General features: G+C 62.4%; 20 protein-coding genes and 1 pseudogene. 11 read left to right on the plus strand and 10 right to left on the minus strand.

The window, feature by feature from the left end; all coding sequences use genetic code 11:
- From IAE24_RS30500 to azu, 5 genes are all read left to right on the plus strand, one after another.
- A partial coding sequence (locus IAE24_RS30500) for a TonB-dependent receptor (protein WP_233630803.1) occupies positions 1–211 on the plus strand: 211 nt, incomplete at its 5' end.
- Positions 212–225: 14 nt separating this feature from the next.
- Complete coding sequence (locus IAE24_RS28950; protein WP_199960828.1) at positions 226–1,437, plus strand: ABC transporter substrate-binding protein; 1,212 nt, start codon at positions 226–228, stop codon at positions 1,435–1,437.
- A complete protein-coding gene (locus IAE24_RS28955; RefSeq protein WP_099733551.1) occupies positions 1,434–2,522 on the plus strand; it encodes a FecCD family ABC transporter permease in 1,089 nt (362 codons plus the stop codon). Before IAE24_RS28950 ends, IAE24_RS28955 begins: the two co-directional genes overlap by 4 nt.
- On the plus strand, positions 2,519–3,385 hold the full coding sequence (locus IAE24_RS28960; protein ID WP_233626217.1) for an ABC transporter ATP-binding protein: 867 nt from the start codon (positions 2,519–2,521) through the stop codon (positions 3,383–3,385). Before IAE24_RS28955 ends, IAE24_RS28960 begins: the two co-directional genes overlap by 4 nt.
- 45 nt (positions 3,386–3,430) lie before the next feature.
- On the plus strand, positions 3,431–3,922 hold the full coding sequence (gene azu / locus IAE24_RS28965; protein WP_199960830.1) for an azurin: 492 nt from the start codon (positions 3,431–3,433) through the stop codon (positions 3,920–3,922).
- Positions 3,923–3,964: 42 nt separating this feature from the next.
- On the opposite strand, the gene IAE24_RS28970 is transcribed toward azu, so the two are convergent.
- The 5 genes from IAE24_RS28970 to IAE24_RS28990 form a co-directional block, all read right to left on the minus strand.
- Positions 3,965–4,402: an OsmC family protein gene (locus IAE24_RS28970; RefSeq protein WP_016447025.1), complete on the minus strand. Its 438-nt coding sequence runs from the start codon at positions 4,400–4,402 to the stop codon at positions 3,965–3,967.
- 158 nt (positions 4,403–4,560) lie between these two features.
- Positions 4,561–5,964 carry an MFS transporter gene (locus tag IAE24_RS28975; RefSeq protein WP_199960831.1) on the minus strand — a complete coding sequence of 468 codons (1,404 nt, stop codon included), beginning with the start codon at positions 5,962–5,964 and terminating at the stop codon, positions 4,561–4,563.
- 120 nt (positions 5,965–6,084) lie between these two features.
- Complete coding sequence (locus tag IAE24_RS28980; RefSeq protein ID WP_233626218.1) at positions 6,085–7,326, minus strand: RICIN domain-containing protein; 1,242 nt, start codon at positions 7,324–7,326, stop codon at positions 6,085–6,087.
- A gap of 53 nt (positions 7,327–7,379) precedes the next feature.
- Positions 7,380–9,788: a hypothetical protein gene (locus tag IAE24_RS28985; protein ID WP_233626219.1), complete on the minus strand. Its 2,409-nt coding sequence runs from the start codon at positions 9,786–9,788 to the stop codon at positions 7,380–7,382.
- 101 nt (positions 9,789–9,889) lie between these two features.
- Positions 9,890–11,221: an alpha-xenorhabdolysin family binary toxin subunit A gene (locus tag IAE24_RS28990; protein WP_233626220.1), complete on the minus strand. Its 1,332-nt coding sequence runs from the start codon at positions 11,219–11,221 to the stop codon at positions 9,890–9,892.
- Between the two features lie 394 nt (positions 11,222–11,615).
- Between IAE24_RS28990 and IAE24_RS28995 the strand changes: the two genes are divergently transcribed.
- Positions 11,616–12,557, plus strand: coding sequence for a restriction endonuclease (locus IAE24_RS28995; RefSeq protein WP_199960915.1), 942 nt, complete (start codon positions 11,616–11,618; stop codon positions 12,555–12,557).
- A 50-nt stretch (positions 12,558–12,607) separates the two neighbouring features.
- Here the strand turns inward: IAE24_RS28995 and IAE24_RS30790 are convergent, their stop codons facing one another.
- Positions 12,608–12,733 (minus strand): integrase, encoded by a 126-nt coding sequence (locus IAE24_RS30790; RefSeq protein WP_442778739.1) that lies wholly within the window; start codon positions 12,731–12,733, stop codon positions 12,608–12,610.
- A 103-nt stretch (positions 12,734–12,836) separates the two neighbouring features.
- Complete coding sequence (locus IAE24_RS30795; protein WP_442778816.1) at positions 12,837–13,208, minus strand: phage integrase N-terminal SAM-like domain-containing protein; 372 nt, start codon at positions 13,206–13,208, stop codon at positions 12,837–12,839.
- A 183-nt stretch (positions 13,209–13,391) separates the two neighbouring features.
- Between IAE24_RS30795 and IAE24_RS29010 the strand changes: the two genes are divergently transcribed.
- From IAE24_RS29010 to IAE24_RS29030, 5 genes are all read left to right on the plus strand, one after another.
- On the plus strand, positions 13,392–14,681 hold the full coding sequence (locus IAE24_RS29010; RefSeq protein ID WP_199960836.1) for a hypothetical protein: 1,290 nt from the start codon (positions 13,392–13,394) through the stop codon (positions 14,679–14,681).
- Positions 14,682–14,749: 68 nt separating this feature from the next.
- The gene (locus IAE24_RS29015; protein ID WP_199960838.1) at positions 14,750–15,181 is read left to right on the plus strand and encodes a hypothetical protein; all 432 of its coding nucleotides are present in this window, start codon (positions 14,750–14,752) and stop codon (positions 15,179–15,181) included.
- 68 nt (positions 15,182–15,249) lie between these two features.
- Entirely contained in the window at positions 15,250–15,813 is a 564-nt protein-coding gene (locus IAE24_RS29020) for a hypothetical protein (RefSeq protein WP_199960839.1), read from the plus strand.
- A 95-nt stretch (positions 15,814–15,908) separates the two neighbouring features.
- Complete coding sequence (locus IAE24_RS29025) at positions 15,909–16,262, plus strand: hypothetical protein (protein ID WP_199960841.1); 354 nt, start codon at positions 15,909–15,911, stop codon at positions 16,260–16,262.
- A gap of 283 nt (positions 16,263–16,545) precedes the next feature.
- On the plus strand, positions 16,546–17,067 hold the full coding sequence (locus IAE24_RS29030) for a hypothetical protein (RefSeq protein ID WP_199960843.1): 522 nt from the start codon (positions 16,546–16,548) through the stop codon (positions 17,065–17,067).
- A 349-nt stretch (positions 17,068–17,416) separates the two neighbouring features.
- Here the strand turns inward: IAE24_RS29030 and IAE24_RS29035 are convergent, their stop codons facing one another.
- From IAE24_RS29035 to IAE24_RS29045, 3 genes and pseudogenes are all read right to left on the minus strand, one after another.
- Positions 17,417–17,914 carry a hypothetical protein gene (locus IAE24_RS29035; protein ID WP_199960845.1) on the minus strand — a complete coding sequence of 166 codons (498 nt, stop codon included), beginning with the start codon at positions 17,912–17,914 and terminating at the stop codon, positions 17,417–17,419.
- A gap of 298 nt (positions 17,915–18,212) precedes the next feature.
- Positions 18,213–18,434, minus strand: coding sequence for a hypothetical protein (locus IAE24_RS29040; RefSeq protein WP_043782013.1), 222 nt, complete (start codon positions 18,432–18,434; stop codon positions 18,213–18,215).
- A 285-nt stretch (positions 18,435–18,719) separates the two neighbouring features.
- Positions 18,720–19,016, minus strand: a pseudogene (locus tag IAE24_RS29045) (YkvA family protein); the annotation flags it as partial.
- Positions 19,017–19,203 lie beyond the last annotated feature (187 nt).

The following is a 19,203-nucleotide window of genomic DNA, read 5'->3' on the forward strand; positions in this document are numbered from 1 at the left end:
CCGCCCCTCGGGCCCCCGCCCCCCCGCCCCCCGCCCCCCCCCGCCCCCCCGCCCCCCCCCCCCCCCCCCCCCCACGGCCCGCTTCAACATCAACAACCTCACCAACCGCTTCTACTGGAGCCGCATCGGCGCCTCGCTGGACGGCTTTCAGCTCTACGGCGTGCCGGGCGCGGGCCGCACCTACACGGCGGGCCTGGACCTGTCCTTCTGAGCCGGGGCCATACCATGACATCCATCCAACGTCTCCCCACACGCCGCGCCCTGCTGGCGCTGGCCGCAGCCTGCGCCGCCGCCCTGCTGTCCGCCTCCGCGCTTGCGGCCTCGCCTGCCGGCACCGCTGCCAATGCACCGGCCGCCACCGTGGTCGACATCGTCGGCCGCACGGTCGAAATCCCCGCCAACGTGGACCGCATCCTGCTGGGCGAGGGCCGCTTCCTCTATGCCCTGGCCCTGATCGAAGGTGATCAGCCCCTGGCCCGCATCGCCGGGTGGCAAGGCGAGCTGCCCTTCGCCGACCCCAACGGCTATGCCGACTACCGGCGCCGCTTCCCGGCCATAGACCGCATCCCGGTCATCGGCCGCACCTCGGAAGACAGCGTCAGTGCCGAGCAATCGGTCTCCACCCGGCCCGACATCGCCATCTTCGGCCTGGGCGGACATGGGCCGGGGCGCCAGAGCGGCCTGGTCAACGATCTCAAGAAGGCCGGCGTGCCCGTGGTCTTCATCGACTTTCGCGCCCAGCCCGTGCGCAACACCCTGGCCAGCATGCGCATCCTGGGCAAGGCCGTGCACCGCGAGGAACAGGCCGAGGCCTATGCGCGCTTCTACGAGCAGCACCTGCAGCAGGTGCGCCAGCGGGTGGAGGGCATTCCCACCAGCCAGCGCCCGCGCGTCTTCGCCGAGCTGCTGGCCGGCGTCTGGGACGGCTGCTGCCACACCGTCGGCAAGGGCAACATGGGCGAGTTCATCGAGGCGGCCGGCGGCATCAACGTCGCGGCCGGCAAGGTGCCCGGCGCCATCGGCGACATGCACCAGGAAGCCCTGATCGCCGCCGACCCCGAGGTCTACATCGCCACCGGCAGCCGCCCGCAGAGCAACCGCCTCATGCTCAAGGCCGGCAGCGGCGTGGCTCCGGCCGACCTCTCGGCCAGCCTGCAGGCGCTGACCGCGCGCCCCGGTTTCGAGGTGCTGGGCGCCGTTCGCCAGGGCCGCGCCCACGGCCTGTGGCACAACTTCTACGACGCACCCACCAACATCCTGGCCATCGAGGCCACGGCCAAGTGGTTCTACCCAGAGCGCTTTGGCGACATCGATCCCCAGGCCACACTGGACGAGATCAACCGCCGCTTCCTGCCCGCCCTGCCCATGCACGGCGCCTTCTGGGGCGATGCACCTGCCAAGGCAGCGGCCATAGCGGCCAGCGGAGCCGCGCGATGAACATGGCCACCGACCTGCCCGTGGACCTCGCCAGCCCGGCCGCCAGCGCCACGCCGCTGGCCAGGGGCTACCGGCGCCTGACCGCCCTGCGCGTGCTGGTGCTGGCCCTGCTGGCTGCGGCCATCGTGGGCGCGCTGCTGCTGGACTTCACCACCGGCCCCTCCGGGCTGGCGCTGGACCAGTTGATCGCCACCCTGGGCCATGCCGACCAGGCCCCGCCTGCGCTGCGCGTCATCGTCTGGGACATTCGCCTGCCCTACGCCTTGATGGCCGTGGCCGTGGGCCTGTCCCTGGGCCTGGCCGGCGCCGAGATGCAGACCGTGCTGGCCAACCCGCTGGCCAGCCCGTTCACGCTGGGCCTGTCCTCGGCCGCCGCTTTCGGCGCGGCCCTGGCCATCGTGCTGGACTGGAGCCTGCCCGGCGTGCCCACGGCCTGGGCCGTGCCTGCCAACGCCTTCCTGTTCGCCATGGCCTCGGCCCTGCTGCTGGACCTGGTGGCGCGCTGGGGCGGCATGAGCGCATCGGGCGTGGTGCTGTTCGGCATTGCCCTGGTGTTCAGCTTCAACGCCCTGGTCTCGCTGCTGCAGTTCGTGGCCACGGCCGAGGCGCTGCAGGGCCTGGTCTTCTGGACCATGGGCAGCCTCTCGCGCGCCACCTGGCCCAAGGTGGCCGGGCTGGCCGCCGCGCTGGCCCTGGTGCTGCCGTTCTCGCTGCTCAACGCCTGGCGCCTCACCGCCTTGCGCCTGGGCGAGGACCGTGCCGCCAGCTTTGGCGTGGACGTGCGCCGACTGCGCCTGGGCGCCCTGCTGCGCATCAGCCTGCTGGCCGCGCTGTCCGTGGCCTTTGTGGGCAGCATCGGCTTCATCGGCCTGGTGGCACCGCACATCGCGCGCCGCATGGTGGGAGATGACCACCGCTTCTACCTGCCTGCAGCCGCCCTGGTCGGCGCGCTGGTGCTGTCGCTGGCCTCGGTGGCGTCCAAGACGCTGATCCCCGGCGTCATCATCCCGGTGGGCATCGTCACCTCGCTGGTGGGCATTCCCTTCTTCCTGGCCATCGTGCTGCGCACGCGGGGGCGGACATGAGCACCACCCTGAACCCCTCCCTGAATACCCCGCACTTCGCACCCACCTATCTGCCACCTCTCACGCAAGATGGTCTGCAGATCGAGGGTCTCAGCGTCGCCTACGGGCGCCGACGCGTCATCGAATCGCTGGACATCGCCCCGCTGCGCGCCGGCACGCTCACCGTGGTGCTGGGGCCCAACGGCAGCGGCAAATCCACCCTGCTGCGTGCCCTGGCCGGCCTGGTGCGCGCCCAGGGCAGCATCACGCTGGAAGGCCAGGAACTGCAGCACGCCAGCCTGGCCGAGCGCGCGCGCCGCATCGTCTACCTGCCCCAGGCCCTGCCGGCCGCCGTGCACCTGCGCGTCATCGAATCACTGCTGGCCGCGCGCAAGGCCTCGCCACACGCCACGCGCCCGCAGCAGGCCGGCTCCCCGGATGCGGTCACCCAGGCCGCCGCCCTGCTTGAGCACCTGGACATCGCCCACCTGGCCATGCGCCATCTGGATGAGCTGTCTGGCGGCCAGTCCCAGCTTGCAGGCCTGGCCCAGGCCCTGATCCGCGAGCCGCGCGTGCTGCTGCTGGACGAACCCCTGTCCGCCCTGGACCTCAACCACCAGTTCCACGTCATGCAGCTGGTGCGCGAGCAAACGCGCCGCCACGGCATGACCACCCTGGTCGTGCTGCACGACCTGGGCGCCGCCCTGCGCCACGCCGACCGCGTCATCGTGCTCAAGCAAGGCCAGCTGCTGGCCGACGGCCCGCCCGCCCAGGCCATCACCCCCGCCCTGCTGGCCCGCGTCTACGGCGTGCAGGCCCGGGTGGAGCCCTGCTCCCAGGGCCTGCCCCAGGTCATCGTGGACGGGCTGAGGGCTGCGGACTGAGCCCGGCCCGATTCCAGATCCATCCGCTTTTTTTGGAGCTTCCGAATGCATACCCGCATCACCGCCGCCGCTGCCTTGCTGGCCGCCTTCTGCATGAACGCCCAGGCCCAGCATGCCCAACCCACGCCCGCATCCAGAGTGGCCCATCCCGCCTGCGAAACCACCATTGAAGGCCAGCCCGGCAAACGCTTCAGCCTGGCCGAAATCCGCGTCAGCGCGCGCTGCGAGAACTTCACCGTGCACCTGGTCCACACCGGCAGGAAGCCATGGCAGGAAGCCGGCCACAACTGGGTGCTGGCCCGCAGCGCCGACATCGACGCCGTGATCGCCGACGGCCTGCGCGCCGGCCCAGACCGGGCCTGGCTGGACCACGCCGACGCACGCGTCATCGCCGCCACGCAAATGCTGTCGGGCGGCGAGCATGCCTCGGTCACCTTCCCCGTGGCGCGCCTGCAAAAGGGCGAGAGCTATACCTACTTTTGCTCGTATCCCTCGCATGCGCTGCCCATGCGGGGAAGGCTGGTACTGGAGGATTGAGGCCGCGTCACCGCGCGGCAAAGGCCCAAAGGGCCTGCGCGTTCAATGCAGCAGCGTGGCCACCAGGGTCACCTCGGGCACGCCTGCCAGCGCCTTGGACAGCGGGCACTGGGACTTGGCCTCCTGTGCGATTTTCTGGAACTGCGCATCGTCGATACCGGGCACCTTGGCCTGAAGCGTGAGGGCAATGCGGTCGATCTTGAAGCCCTCGCCATCCTTGGCAAGCCGGACCTTGGCCGTGGTGTCCAGCATCTCGGTGGCGATGCCCGCCTTCTCGCAGGCAAAGGCAAAGGCCATCGTGAAACACGCCGCATGTGCGGCGCCCACGATCTCCTCGGGATTCGTTCCCTTGCGGTCATCCCCGAAGCGGCTGCCGAACCCGTAGGGATGGTCCTTGAGCGCGCCGGTCTCCGTGCTGATGCGGCCCTGGCCGGTCTTGCCTGCACCTTCCCAATGGACGGAAGCGGTTTTCTCGGACATGTGTTTCTCCTGTGCGTTGGTTGGACAAGCCGCCATCACAGCACAGGCGCCACAGGGCAAGGCGTGGTCCCGGGGCGCGCCAGCCCCTGCGCGCACGTCCTACAGAGCCAGGCTTAAACACTCATCCAACGATCTTTGTGATGGCAAAGCCGGCCTCCTCACCCCACAAACACCTGCCGCGTATCCGTTCGCCCCACGATCACCGCCGCCAGCACCGCCGCCCCGGCCGCAACCCCAAAATTCGCCAGATAGGCCGCCTGGGCCGAAGTCTCCAGCAAGGCCGCGAACAGCGATCCGCCAATGGCCAGGGTGGCCGCCACGGCAATGGCCTCGCACAGCTGCAGGGCCGAGCTGTTGGCGCCCTGCTCGCCGGGTGCGGACATGGACAGCGTAAGCACCGACAGGCTTGCCGACAGCAGGCCCATGCCCAGCCCCGACACGATCCAGCCCGCCACCGCCACCCACACGGGCACGGCCGGCCAGGCCACGGATGCCGTCAGCAGCACGCCCGCCAGCACCTCGCTGGTGCCCACGCGCAGGAAGCGGTGACGGCTCCAGCCGTTGCGGCTGTGTCCCTGGTACCAGGAAGCGGAACACCAGCCCAGCGCACCCGCGCTCAGCACCAGCCCCGCCATGGGCGCTGACAGCCCGTGCTCGCGCGCCAGCACCAGCGGCAGAAACGCCTCGGCCCCGAAGAATGCTGCAAACACCAGCCCGCGCAAGGCGATCACGCTGGGCAGCCCGCGCCCGGCGCGCAGCGTGCCGGCCGGCAAGAGCTTCCAGGTGCAGACCAGCGACAAGGCCGCGGCCACCGCCACCGCCCCCAAGGCGCCTGCCGATTGGCTCTGCCCGCCCACATACAGAAGGCAGATGCCCGTGGCCGCGCCCAGGGCCCACAGCCCGCGCCGCACGCCGCCCTGCATGCCCTGGCCATGGCCGCCCAGGCCCTGGAGCGCCGGGCGCAGCATCGCCCCGGCCGGCAAGGCCAGCAGGGGCACGCCCAGGAACACCCAGCGCCAGCCCAGGTGCTCCACCACCAGGCCGCTCAACGCCGGCCCCACCAGCGCGGGCACCACCCAGGCCGTGGCAAACGCCGCAAAAATGCGCCGCCGCAGTGCCTCGGGATACCGCCGGCCCACCAGCACATACAGCGCCACCGACATGCCACCGGCCCCCAGCCCCTGAACCAGCCGCCCCGCCAGAAACACCGACATGGAAGGCGCAAAGCCCGCCAGCAGCAACCCCGCCACAAAACACGCCATGCCAGACCACAGCGGCGCCGCCGGCCCGCGCGCGTCGCACCAGCCGCCCGCCACCGTCATGCCCACCACGCTGGTGGCCAGGGTCACGCCAAAGGCAACCGCATACAGCGGCACCCCATCGAGCGCGCGGGCCACGGCCGGCATGGCGGTGGCCACGGCCAGGGCCTCAAAGGCAATCAAGGCCACCAGCGAGACGATGCCGATCGTCGTCAGGCGGTAGGGGGAGGACAGGATGGACCAGCTCTCGGTGGTCGTCGGCCGGACCTGATCGTCCAGCGTGAGGGAATCTTGATGGGGCATGGATGCTTCTTGGTTGCAGGGTCTGCGCCGGCCATGGCGCAGTGCCATGGCAACGAGAAGCCTGGAGCATGCAACCTCAAGTGCGGTTGAGATCAAGGGGGTCCTGCCCCCAAGTACCTCTTACCGCTCGATCACACGCCAATACTGGCCAGAGGAGCGGCTGGTGGCCGGCAGCATGACGGCAATCCCATTGTCATTGGCCGTATCCAGCACGACGGCATCCGACAGGAAGCGGTTGTAGAGATGGAACTGGCCCGGCAGGTCGCTGGGCGCACAGCGCCATTGCTGGCCGCTGAAGCGTGGCGAGTCTCCAGCTGACGCCGTCATCTTCAGCTCAAGATGCGGTTTCCCGGCCACGCTGGTGACATCGAGCGCCATGGTGCCCGGTCCGAACGCCGCATTCTGGACAAGCCAGTAGCCCTTGCCGGTGCGCAGGAACCTCCATCTGTCGGCGCCCCCAATCATGGCCGGGACGGAAATCTGCCATGGCTCGAAGTTGAACAGCCCGGGAGGCGACACAAGGCCCGTGCCCTGCAGCAGCGCTACCGCGTTGCGCCTTTCGCTCCAATACAGGTTCTGCAGCCCGACCCATTGGCGGTCCTTGAGCATGGGGCATTGGTCGTACAGGTAGTCGCCCGTCTCGTAGCGCCGAAAATCCGCATCGCTGAGCCGCTGGGCCGAGAGTGCATGCGCCTCGGCGGAGATCCGTGCCAGTTCCCGCATGGCGGCCGTCATGGCGATCAAGGGCGCAGACGAGCCGCGCACCGGCCTCACCGGCAAGATGCGGCGAGCATTTGCAAGGTCGGAGGCCACGGCCCGCCAGCGCAATGCCAGGGTGCTGAATTCCGTTGCCATCGCCTGCGGCGCGGGCCCAAGGCGGACCACCGCGTTTGCCGGTGGCGGCTGCCGGGCATGATGCGCGGCGGCCACGCGAAGCAGCGAGGCATGACTTTCCAGTTGCGCCACGACGGGTGCAGCCGCCGCAATGGCCGCATCCATCTCCATCTCGACGGCTGCGACACCCGCATTCCATCGGGCCTCGTCCAGCGGTGCGTCGGGGGTCAGCGAAACGGCATCCAGCTGGTCACACAGCTGCTGCAAACGCCCGACGGCCTGCCCCAGCTTTTGCACCGTATCGGCCAGCCCGTCGATACGGGCACGCAGCGTGCCCCAAGCGGCCGATGCCGCCTTCAGCGAAGGGAACGACTGCATGCTCTCCAGGCTCCTTACCAGCGTCATGCGGCCGCTGGCATCGTCCAGATCCAGCCCGGTCAGGAACGAGAACTCGGCGATATCGGTCCATACCTGCCGTGCGACTGGCTCACGCGCGGGCTCGGCTTCGGCGCGGCAGCTCGCTGCCATGGCGCCACCGCAGCACAGCGCCGTGGCAGCGGCGGGCAGCCACAGAAGCCGGGTCATCTGGCAGCAGTGCCGGCCATCAACAGGCGCAGGGCCCGAGGCGCTGCCGGCATCCGTCGGGGCTCCAGCACTTCGATCAGCCACGTCGTGAACGGCGTCGGGCAGACATCTCCCAGATGCTGCGAGAACTCGATCTGGTCGCCGGCGTAGGTGAAGTTGATCTTCAGGGGCGAGCAGAAAAGCCTCTCGTCCCCGTTGCCCGTGCTGTCGTGAAAGTCGCTGCCGGTCACCAAGTCGATATTGATGCGCTGGGCCGAGGCATCGGCAAACTCCAGCCAGGCCTGCACCGACGAAAGGCGGATGCGGCGGTAGCTGGCCAGTGCCGGATGGCTGGTGGCAATGGACAGGCTGATGGGCTGCCCATGCGCCAGCTGCTGCAGCAGCGCGGCGTCAGTGACCCGCAATTCCCGCCGCAAATCCCCTTTGGTCCTCGCATTGGCCGCCTGCGCGCTGGCGTGGTCTGCCAGCAGGGTGGCGTGTGCATCTGCCATGGCAGCGGCCGTACCTGGCATCGACAGACGGTGGCCGGGCTGCTTGCCGGTCTCGTAGGCCTGTGCGGCGCGGACCCCGAAGCAGTCCACGAAGAAGCCGCGGCGCGCACTTTCTGCCCTGAGGGTGATTTCCCCCTGCAACCGCGCGCTGCGCTCCAGCTCTGTCAGCGCCTGCTGCTCCAGCGCCTGCAGGCGCTTGCGCTTGCCGATCACCGCAACGTATTCCAGCTTGAGCGTGGCAAGCTCACGGGCAATGGCATTCTTGGATGCGCTTTGCTCTGCCAGCAGGCGGCCATAGACGGCCACCTTCTGCACCTGTGTCTTGAGGGTGTTGGCGGCGTTGCGCACGGCCGCCTCGGTGCCTTCCGTGGCAAGCACCAGATCCAGCCGGTTGACGGCATCGTTCTCCAGCACCGTCCAGGCGGCCTTGGCTTCATTGGCATCCGGCATGAGCGCAAGTGCACGCATGGTGTCGCCCAGCTCCCGTGAAATCCCCTCGACATCCAGCCCGCCCAGCGGCCCGCGGATCACCGGCAGCACCGCATTCAATGCGCCCTTGGCGGGATCCACCAGATTCTTGAGCGTGCTGGAGTTGTGCCTGGCCCATTGCAGCGGAATGGCAAACGACTGGCCCAGGGCCTTCAGCGCCTTGAGCGGGCCGTCTATGCTGCCGCCAAGCGTCTTGGCCTGCCCGTACAAATCCTTCAGGCCGAGCACGCCTTTCTGACCGGTCTCGGTCAACGCCTTCGGGTCGGGCGGCACGCCCACGCACAGGGCGGCCACGCTGCCTGCGACCGCAATGACGCCAAAGGCGATTTCCAGGCTCATCTTCACGGTGCGCACGATCTGGGCAACGTCGCTTTCAAGCTTGAGCCGCATGGCGGCAAGTTCCGCTTCAAGCTCCTCCTGGCGCACCGTGCGTGCGGCGCGGTCAAGGGCCTCGATCTGCTGAATCAACCGCTGCTCCAGCTCGGTGCAACGTGCCTCCAGCGTCTTGAGGTCCAAGGTATCCCGGTCGGCAAACGCCTGCGCGACGCTGCCCACGGCACCTGCCAGCTCGCCGCTGGCGCGCAGGCTGCGCAGGTGGGCCTCCATGGCTGCCATCACCTCCTGCCGGGCCTTGGCCAGCGACAGATAGCTTCCTGCGCTCAGATCAGGAATCGGCCTGGCCAGCCCGTCAACGCCCATGACCGGCAGCAGACGCTGCAGCGAACCCGCCGCCTGGATCAACTCGCCAAACCCGGACTCGACCCCTGACCAGCGCGTGATCCAGGCCAGCGCCTCATGGCACAACGCCAGCTCGGCCGCGCTGTGGCCGGGCCTGCCCGCCATGCCGGCGCTCAGGGCAAACAGCGCGGCCAGCACCCTGTGCATCGGCTCGCCATGCTCCAGCAGGCCGGGCGGCACGGGGGTGTGCTTCACCACAGCCCGGTTGTCCTGCCACAGGAAATTGCTGAACTGCGGCCGCGCCACCGTGTCCCAGACCCCCTCCAGCGCATAAGGGGTGTCGCGCGTGGGGCCGCCGTACAGCGTGAACCGGCCCTCCACGGCTTCCACGAAAATGCGCACCCTGCTGAGCTCGTTGTCCGCGTCATGCAGCATGCGCAGAACCGTCGTGCCTTCGGAAACAATGCGGCGGGCAACCACCGTCAGCCGCCGCACCGCACCGTCAAGCCGCCTGTCGAACCCCTCGGGCACCACCACGGTATCGGCATGGATGTCCAGCGCCTGCAGGCCAGCCGCGTCGGCCTCGTCCAGCGACACCTTCAGGTCCACCACCAGATCGGCCACGGTGCCGAAGGGATTGAAGCTGCCGTCCGGCGCGCGGCCACCGCTGCAGACCAGCGGCCCTGGCGGCACCAGGCCCTCGGCACGGTAGCGATCAATCAGGGTTCGCAATTCAATGGGAGTCATCGCGGCAGTGAGCGCGGGAGTCATTGCTGAAGTCATGGCGGGTGATTCCAGGTAAGGCACTGCACCTGTGCAGCGGTTGGACAAAGGCCGGAGCAGATCGCTCAGGCTGCCTTCTTGCTGGCAAGCTCCACCAGTTGGTCCACGCTCTGCGCCTTCTTCGGCGTGCCGCCAAAACGACGGAAATGGTCTGCCTGTCCGGCGACACGCGCCCAGCCCTTCTTTGCCGTGCCCAGCACCACCGTCAGGCTGAACCAGTTTTCCCCTTGCAGGGACTTGCGGCCGGTGGTGCTCAAGACCTTGTGTATGTTGCCCAGATCGGCAGAAATCGCGCGCCATGCCTCGCCCAGCGTCTTGAGCTTGGGGCCCAGGTCTTCGATGCTCTTGCTGATGCTGTCAAAGCGATCATTGCTTCGGTTGTAGTAGCCGATGAAGCGCTCGTTCGTAGCCATCGTGGCCTGGATGGTTCTCACCTCATCCACCTTCTCGGCAATCTTCCTTCGCGTGACCGCAAGGTCCGCACCCACACCGATATCCACCCCCGCCAGAATCAGCGGCCCGAAAAGCGGAATGGCCAGATAGGCCGGAGACGTGGACAGCACGATGACTTCATCCTTTTCCTTGCGGCGCAGGGCCTTCAAGTCGTTCTCCAGCTTCTCCACGGCGGCCTTCAGCTTCTGGTTGGCAGCACCCTCGGCGCCCAGCGTGGTCGTGAACTTCTGCTTTTGTCCATTGAATGCGGTCTTGCAGGCATTCAGGCGCATCAGTATTCCGTTGCCGTTGTCCAGAATGGAGTTCTGCAGCGCGAAGGCACGCACCGAGCGCGCATTGGCGTCTTCAATCAACTGCTCCAGCGCGCTGCTGAAATTGCGCTTGATCTGCTCCGAACGCCCGCTGGGCGTATCGCTTTCCCAAACCTTGACCAGGGCCTTCCATTTCGCTTCCACCGCCGGCTCCGCCGATGGGGTGGGCGCCCCCTCCAGATCGAAACGGTCCACCAGCTCGATCAACCGCTCATAGGTGGTTGCCGCCACATCGTTGTACTGAACGATATCGTCGGCAAGGGTCAGCATCTTGTCCTGCACATCGGCCTTGAACTTCTGGCCGACACCCTTGAGCGTGACGAACAGCTCCACCGCTTCGGAAAACTCCGGCCTGAAATCATCCTGCTTCTGCATGCCCAGCATGGCGCGCATCAGCTCCGTGGTGGTCGGGTTGTCGGTGACTGCAGACTCGAAGAACGTCGTCAGCCCGATCCAGTCTTCTGAACTGAGAACGGAAATTCCCTTGTAGATATCGGCAGACGGGGTGAATGCATTCGTTGAATTTGCAGGGTCGGACATGGTGAAAGCTCCTGATGGTGAAAGGCCGGATTCGGCCTCGAATCGGTGTGAAAACAAGCGGCGGCGTTGAAGAAATGACCGCACCGCAGTCATCGCCCGCCCTCCTTTTGCGCTCCAGTCGACCGGATGCTAGGTAGCCGCCATGGCCCTGTATGTCCCCCAAACAAGCGACACAAATTCATACAGCACTGGGGATAAGGACAGCAGCGGGACTGCTCTCTCACACTCCAAGGAGCCTGTCCCCTGCGTGACCCATGGCAATGAGCACGATCAGTCCATTGCCCAAAATGACAAGACAAGGAATTTCGCAGACCAGGCATGCACCACCTGCTATGCAATCAATAGCGCATTGCGAACATTCATCACCAACCAGAAGACACCATCAGTGTCAATTTCTCTTGATTTCACCGCACCCATTGGCACAGGAATTCGCCTTACCCATAAATGTTGCAAAATGTTCGGCAATTTGAACGATGGAGGAGCGGGAGTGGCAAGAAAACGAAAGACCAGCACGGCAGAAGACCTCATGGATCTGATCGCCATGCTGCCCTGGTGGGCCGGCATTGCATTGGCACTCACCAGCTACATGGTGCTGCACTCCATTGCCATCCGTCCCCTGCCTGCAGCACAAAGCCCGCAGCAAATCGGCCAATTGGCCACAACAGCCATATGGCAGGGCCTGGCTACCGGTGGCCAGTACATCCTGCCCCTCATCTGCCTGGCCGGCGCGGCCATTTCCGCCGTGCGCAAGCGCCGCCGCAGCCAGTTGTTCGAAACCACCTCGGCCAGCTCCAGTGCGGATGCGCTGCAGAACATGTCATGGCGGGAGTTCGAAACGCTGGTGGGTGAGGGATTTCGGCGGCGCGGCTACAGCGTCAAGGAAACCGGTGGCGGCGGGCCTGATGGTGGCGTGGACTTGCTTCTATCGAAGGATGGCGAAAAGACACTGGTGCAATGCAAGCAGTGGAAAGCCTTCAAGGTAGGCGTTTCCACGGTGCGCGAGCTTTATGGAGTCATGGCTGCTGATGGTGCCGCTGCCGGCTTTGTGGTGACCTCTGGCCGGTTCACTCAGGAAGCTGTGGCGTTTGCTGCGGGAAGGAATATCCACCTCATGGACGGCGCCGCGCTCATGAAATTGCTCAAGGAGGCAAAGGCCCAGACAGGAGCGGCTTCAACAACCAAGGCCCGGACCTCTGCACCTTTGGCGAGCCCCGTGCCTGTGGCCGAGCCCGGCAAGACGGAGCCTGCTTTTGACACCGTGCGACCGGCTGCCGCCTCAATACCCGGCTGCCCTCAATGTGGGAAAGCCATGGTTCAGCGAGTTGCCAAGCGAGGGCCTGCGGCTGGGAAGGCGTTTTGGGGGTGTTCGGCGTTTGGTGCGGGATGTCGGGGGACTCGGGAGATGGCTGGGGTTGGGGATGGGAACTGATTTTGTAGATGGTCTGCTTTCGACCCTGAGCCGCGCTCCAAAGCCGTCATTCAGCCATGCTGCATGTTCAACGCCAAGGAGTCCAACGGACTGGTGGTGCCCCCGGCTGCGACTTTTAGGACATGGGTGTAGATCATCGTCGTGCTTACATCCGGGTGTCCCAGCAACTCCTGCACCGTGCGAATATCGGTGCCGACTGCAACAAGTGCGTGGCGAAGCTGTGGCGCAAGGTGTGCACTGAAACGAGCTTGCAAATGCCCACCTGTGCCACGGCCTTCTTCAGTGCGCGCTGTAATCGCTCCTCATGGAAGTGATGGCGTTGCCACATACCTGTGCAATGCGCTTGAGCGTGCGCAGGCGCAGGCGCTGCACGCCATCGAACCATGGCAGCTCCATGTCCAGCACTTCGCGGTAAAGAAACAGCAATGCGCTTAACGCCTGGTTGTGTGTCGCAGCGGCCACCCGCCGCTCGTTCGCCAACATGGCGAAATAACCTTCGACTTCCTGCTGCCCAATGTCTCGCGGATGCCGCAAACCGTGCCATTTCACAAACATGCACACCCATTGCACGTAGGCCTGCTCGGTGCGCAGGCTATAGTGTTTGTAACGAATTCGCTCACGGACCTGATCCAGCAACCGTGTGGCGCGCAACACAGGAGGGGAGGCAGGTTTTATGACTGAATTTAGCACTGTATTCTCATACCGCATACGCTCCATCAAGCTAGGCGACAAACCCTTCCCGCGTTTGTTTCGTGCCAATTTAGACCGCAAGCGCCAGATATGGCCTGCGGCTTGGTGCAGTCTACATTAAGTTAGAACTATTCAGGACCATCCATGAGTGACACTGAATTTCCGATAATACTTCCTGCGGACCAGCAAGAAATAGTGCCGCTAATCAAGCGCTCTCTTTTGTCTGTTCGAGATGAACTAAGAGATGATCCTTACATCATCGAAGCGGTTAGCGTTCTACAAGTAGCGGGCTACCGAAGTGCGATTGGCTCCTTCTGGAATGCGGTCGTCGACGATCTAAGAAATAAAATCATGTTCCGCAGCTTGAAGCTATTTAATCAGTCCGTGGAGATCGGACGCGAAGTAAAGACGTATGAGGATTTTCAGAATTTCGTCAATGACGATCAGTTGATTGATGGTGCATGCAAGATTGGCGTCATCAGTTGGGAAGCATCTAAAGTGCTAAAACACGCCAAAGAAACTAGGCATATTTTTTCAGGACATCCCAAGAGCAGCCCTCCGTCAATCATTAAGGTACTGTCAATGATGGATGATTGCATTAAGTACGTGCTTAATGCTGAATATCCAGCTCAGATCATCGATGTCAACGACTACGTTGCCACACTTAATGAGCAGTCATTCGACAGAAATCGAATCGCAATAGAGAGCGCCTTGGGCGATCTTCCTGATGTATACAAAAATGAGCTGGCTAATCGGCTCTATTCGTCGTACATACACCCCCAGTCGACTAGTGTTCTCCGATCAAACATCGAGTTCGTGTCCCCCATTCTATGGAGGGTTTTACCGAAAACTGTCAAGGTGCAAGTCGTGCGCCGCGTTGACCAGGAAATACAAAAGGGGAATGTCGATATTACGAACGCGGCATTTGCTTTTGTAGAAGTTGTAGAGGGCCTTTCCTACTTATCCACTGTGGCTCGTCGTTACAAAACCGAACCAATGGTCACGGAGTTGACCAACGCACTTGATGATTTTCCGAGAGAAAACACCGCAGTCAGAGCTCTTGTCTCATATGCTAGCCTTATTCCTGAAGACTTGCTTGCATCCTACGCATCTGGTTTGACAAAGACCTACGTTGGGCGTATTGGTTCTAGCGGTCGTTGGAATCGGACGGATTTTTATGCAGACGGGGCTGCTTTGCACATTCCCGACATGTTTAAGAGCTTCGATGATGCTGCGGCTCATGCGTTTGTCGATGGAATAAAAACTAGCGATTTGCTCAAGAGGAGAATTCAGTCTCCAGCAAAAATGCGGCGACTGCGTGCTCTTGGTAATATTGTTTTGGAAAAAGCATCCCAAGGCTTCTCAGAAAAGAAATTCTTGGAAGCGCTATGCGATGAGACTCGTGAGAGTGAGTTCATTGAATTTCTCAAATAGTCTAACAATTCATTCAATCCAACTCCGCTTCGCGGCTTAATTAGGCGTTAGACGCCAGTAACACACATATGACTGATCAACAACAATATCTTGGATCTTGTGCAGCTGTTGAAGGTGAGCTTGGAGCAGAGCACTTCGAGGTCTACAAAGATCACTCAAATGTTCTTCGGACTTGGTTAACCGCTTACGGTGTTGGTGCCCCAGTCTTGCTTTTGAGCCAAGAAAAGCTATGGGAGAAGCTGGGGCAGGCAGGCAACTTGAGGGCAGTTGCCATTGCCTTTCTCCTTGGTGTGGCCCTTCAAGCGGTGTTGGCGGCAATCAACAAGTACGTAATGTGGTCTTGCTACTACGGCGCCGTCGACAAAAAGTACGCAGAGAGTCGGGTCTTCGAGTTTTCGCAGAAGGTCGCGGGTTACGCGTGGATTGATTTGCTTACGGACGCAGTTTCCATTGCATCCTTTGTCTGGGGAACCTATCTATGTTTCACCTCCTTGCTTTAAGCGGCAGACGTTTAACCTATCCTTCCAGCGGACGCCTTCGGCGCCGCTGAAGTCAAACGTTAGACCTCATGACCACGCCCTCCCGTGAATCGACGGTGCTGATGATCGGCGAGACGCTACTGATCCTTCAGCGTTTCGAGCAGTTCATTGTTGCGGCGCTTCTTGGGATGGTCTCCCCCGGCGAGGCGGATGCCAAGCTAGGAGCGACGCTTCTCCGAGACAAGGAAACCCTGGGAAGTCTCATTCGACATCTAGGCGATCGCGTTGAACTCCCGGACCACTTCGCTGAGACATTTGATCGCCTCCTGGAGAGAAGGAACTTCTTCGTTCACAAGCTTTTTATGGCCCCGTGGTTCAACCTGCGCACGCCGGAAGGGCTGTCTAAGCTGGATGATTTCATGCGGGGAATCCGTTTAGATGCAAAGGTGGCGCTGCACGTGCTAATCGCCGCGAACCTCGCATCGTGTGCGCAGCGTATCTCCCCGGAGGCAGACGCCAGGATTACTGCAATACTGGAGCGGATTGAAGCTACTGTGGACCCGTATTTCGGCGGCCTGTCGCCGAAGCAGTATGTCGCGAAGGTGGTGAACAATGCACTCGGCAAATTTGCAGTTCGGCCCAAAGAGGTCTAACTGGTCGGTCGACTCGGACACGTTGCGGCAAAGGCCGGTCACCTTTACGTTAGGCATCGCAGGCTGGCCCTCAAGCTCACCCCTATCATTCTCCTATGGCATACGACGAAGCGCACTTCTCCTCAGTAAAAGCGGAAGTACAGCGTCACCTGGAGGACGCGGAGACATCCAAGCTTGCTCATTGGGATGCGGCCGCTGTCTACGAGCGGCGGCAAAAGTTCTTTATTGGCCTTCCAGCACTTATTCTTTCTCTTCTTCTGACTTGGTTTCTGTCAGCTGACACCAAGACCTTCTTGGAAACCAGCGGACAACTCAAGGCCCTTGCAAGCAGCCTGCCCGTCGTCCTCAGTCTGCTTGTTTCTGTGCTTAGCGGTCTCGTAGCATTTCTCAATTTCAATGAGCTCGCGGGAAAGCACAGAGCGGCCGCAGAGAACCTGAACGCACTTTAGCGAGATTGCAAGAACTGGAACACAGATTTCCCCGATGCTTCTTTCTGTGAGAAGGCAGTCTAAACGGCTCAAACCTACAGGCAGCGCCTGAATGAAGTCAATCGAGATTCCCCACAGATTCCGAAATGGGCCTGGAAGAGTGTTCAACGCCAACGGGATGAGGGCTCGACCAACTACAACGGCGAGGGCGCTGCCTAACCCTTCCATCGAGAGGACGTCGCCCGGAAAGCCGGTCGCCGCCTCTCATGCCACACGTTAGAACTCAGGAAAGTCCATCTTCCCCATGCGCTACGAACAAATCTCGTCATTGGAGGCATTTCTGTCTCAAGTCGAAGAGCGTCTGCTGGCGCCGGAGCAGCGGGTGAGCGTGTCCTTCGCACCTAGTGCAACTTCACCGTGGGACGGTGACGCATTGGCCCTCGCCAACAAGTCGCTGCTGGCGAAGGTGTCAGGATCAGCTAATCTGTACGCCATCTTCACTGCGGCATGCGGTGAAACGAAGCACTCGCTCAGATACTTCGGCAAGACGACCAAGAAGCTGGCGCGGCAACGGATTACGAACCATCTCTTCCAAAAGAACGAGAAGACGGGGTCGAAGTTGGCCCAAGTCATAGCGCACGCGTGTGAGGGCGGAACGGTGGAGATCGCCTGGATTGAAGTCCATCCCGAGTCGCTCAGAAACTACCTTGAGGAAGAATTGATACTTCGCCACGCGGAGGCCGACTGGAACAGAGAGAACAGGGTGAAGATTAAGGCCACGGTTCACGGCGCCCTGCCGGTGCTAGCCGGTCAACTCCAACGTTGATCGTCCGCTTTCTCTCGCAGCCACCATCTGCTCCGGGCCGGTATCAGCCTGTGACCGAGGGCTGCTCACGACCCAAAGCAGACGCTCACGCCGCGAATGTGAAACACCATCGCAGCGGGGGGCGCGCGCTGCTTGCTCGTCGTCAAACGAAATAGTTCGACCAAGAAACAGCCTACTTGGAAGGCTTTCTGACTGACCGCCACGCGTAATTAATGATGAATCGCTTAAAAAACATATTTTTAAGTACTCATATATCAATATGATATTGATCAATCATAATTTAAGTGGAGGCTTTTAAAGCCTTGCCACCGTGACTGACTGTAGAAATTTACCGGATGGGTGGTAATTTTTAAATCATCCGGACATTTGTGCCCAGAACTTCTTCCAAATCGTGCAGCTTTTTTCTAAGCCTTTTTGCCCCGAACTCAATTGCCTTAAACATTTCCGGTTGTAGATTTTCGTCCTCTCTTGCTTCTTTGTCATGAAAGGTTGAAACTAAGGAAAGGCATTGATGTGCTGCAGCTATGACTTCCCCAATAGCCTCCAACACTTCCGCCGATAGGTCATGCATTGATTGAAAGGTCTGCAGCATTAGCTTAGGAGACAGCCCGTTGATCATCGCCTCACGCATTGAACGTATATCAATCATCGCCCAAGAGCCCACCAGACTTTGAAATTTCCTCTCTGCCAAGTGCAACTCCAGAAGCTCCGCCTGCACTAGTGCAGCAACAGCGATTCGTAGTTTTCTTTCTTTCTTCTTCTGTTGCACTGCGTCGCGCTGGGCCAAGCCTAAAGCAATCACACAAGTCCCTGCTGTCGCAATCGCCCCCATAGCCGTCCAATCCACCTTCCAACAACTCATTGACTCCAACATCTCACCTCCGCGTTAATTCACTAGGAGTATACAGGAGTACGGGGGAGTAAAGCGGCCCATTTAAGCGAGGTGCAAGCGAGTTCGACAACGGATCGCAGAATCATTTCCTTCAATCCATCTACCGCCATTTCTTTTTTCTTTGAGTGTCTGCTTCTGGCCGAAAGCAGTCCTCAAGAGACTGACTGTGCACATGCTCCAAACCCCGCTAGCAGCCCCAAAACACCCAGAAAGGCCACGCATATCATGCATGGCCTCCCAGCACAGCACCCAGTCAATCCATCCCCCGCACTACACCGCGCTCACTCACACCCCCCATCACCCCCTCAAGCGCCTCTTCCTGCGCCTGAATAAACGCAAGCAATTGCCCAGGAGTTACTGGCTCCAAGGCATGCCCCGGATAGGCGCCAATGATCAAACTGGAAATCAGCCCCAACTGATCCTGCACACGCCGCAGGCTGTTGTACTCCGGCTCGGAAAGTTGAAAGTACAGCATGGCAACTCCTCAATGAGCACGCTTGGCGGCTGACGCAAAGGAATGCCCATGCGCTCGAAGCACGGGACCATGCAACGGACTGGGAGAGGGTTCGGGCATTGATACGCCCGCAAGGAAAGCAGCCATAAGGCCTCCTGTGAGTACGTCCAACTGCTTTCGGGAGTGTGGCGGGACCGCCTGTGAAGGTGTGTTCAGCACCTGGGCGAGATGATACAGCGCCCTGGCGCAGCGCCCGCATCCTGACTGTTGTCCGCCCGCCGCCGCTCAGCCAGCGAGGCGCCGCGCTCAAAGACCCCAGCGCCCTCGGAACACAAGGAAGGCCCCCACGCAAACGCATAGCCAGACGCTCACCACCAGGGCGACTCCGGCACGGCTTCGGGGCTTGCGGCCCTGGGCCTGCATCCAGGCCTCGGCCTGCTGGCGGCTGTCGGCCAGCACGGCAGGGGGAAGCAGCCGCACGGTGAGCCAGATCAGTGCGGGCAGCAGCAGGACGTCATCCACATAGCCCAGCACGGGGATGAAATCGGGGATCAGGTCGATGGGGCTCAGGGCGTAGGCGACTACGAAGGCGCCCAGGGTCTTAGGGCCTGTTCACACTAATCTGGGGATCGCGTTGCCCGGCTGCGGGGCCGTATGCAAGGCGCACGTGCGCAGCAAGGCCACTGCCTTGCAAGCGCGTGCAACGCCGCAGACGGCCCCACAGCCGGGCAACCCGAAGGGAAGCTGCCTGGCCCCCCCCCCCACGGGGGTTGGGCCCAAGTGGGGGGGG

Source organism: Delftia sp. S65, from assembly GCF_016516495.1.
GTDB lineage: Bacteria > Pseudomonadota > Gammaproteobacteria > Burkholderiales > Burkholderiaceae_C > Comamonas > Comamonas acidovorans.